Source organism: Mesorhizobium sp. M7A.F.Ca.US.006.04.2.1 (assembly GCF_004022915.1).
Classification (GTDB): domain Bacteria; phylum Pseudomonadota; class Alphaproteobacteria; order Rhizobiales; family Rhizobiaceae; genus Mesorhizobium; species Mesorhizobium ciceri.
Genome location: NZ_RZQA01001412.1, coordinates 1 through 901, shown reverse-complemented (window position 1 = coordinate 901; position 901 = coordinate 1). Strand labels below are relative to the sequence as shown.

Here is a 901-nt window from a genome sequence, read left to right as displayed (position 1 = left end):
TCCTCGCGCAGCCGCCAGAATTGTGCCCGATGCGCACCTGTCGCCGCCAGCGCGCCGTCGCTAACCAGGCTCTGTTCCATGCCCCATTCCAGAGCCGAAGCCAGGATCTCGTCCAGGGGAACGCGTGACGACCCCGATGCCAGTTCGACCAGCAGATAGACGTCGCCCCGTGTCTCCAGTTGGTAGGCAAGGTCGGGCACGTGCTTGAGCGCCAATCGCAGGCCCACATCGGAGAAGAACTCGAGGCCAGTCAGGAATTCCCCGGCCTCGCCGCGCAGGAAGGCGCCGAACGAAACGGCGGCGGCAAAGTCGGGCAGGACCAGAAGGGCGCTCGCTTGCTGCCGAGGCTTGGGGTAGAGCCGCAGGATCGCGCGCGTGACGATGCCGAGCGTGCCCTCAGCGCCACAGAACAGCTTGCGCAGTTGATAGCCGGCATTGTCCTTCTGCACCGCGCGCAGTCCGTCCCAAATCCCGCCATCAGGCGTCACGACTTCGAGACCCAGGACGAGATCCTGCATCATGCCGTATCGGAAAGCCTGGCTGCCGCCCGCATTGGTGCCGATCAGGCCGCCGATCCTGGCGCTGCCTTCTGCGCCCAGATGCATTGGAAACATCAGCCCATGCGGCTCCAGCGCCTCGTGCAGCGTTGCCAGCACGACACCCGCCTCGACGACGATCGATCCGCTTTCCAGATCCGGCTTCCCGATCGCCGTCATGCGTGACAGCGAGACGATCACCGCATTGGGCTGCTCGGCGACGGCGGCGCCGCAAAGCCCGGTGTTTCCGCCTTGTGGCACGACTGCCAGTCCGGCCTCGCGACATAGTTTGACGACACTGGCAACCTCCGGCGTATTCGCGGGCCTGGCAACGCCCAGAGGTGCGACGCCGTAGCGATTGAGCC

Annotated in this window: 1 protein-coding gene; it reads right to left on the bottom strand. The window is 65.7% G+C overall.

The features are described from left to right. A partial coding sequence (locus EN925_RS37710; protein ID WP_164894760.1) for an FAD-binding oxidoreductase occupies positions 1–901 on the bottom strand: 901 nt, incomplete at both ends.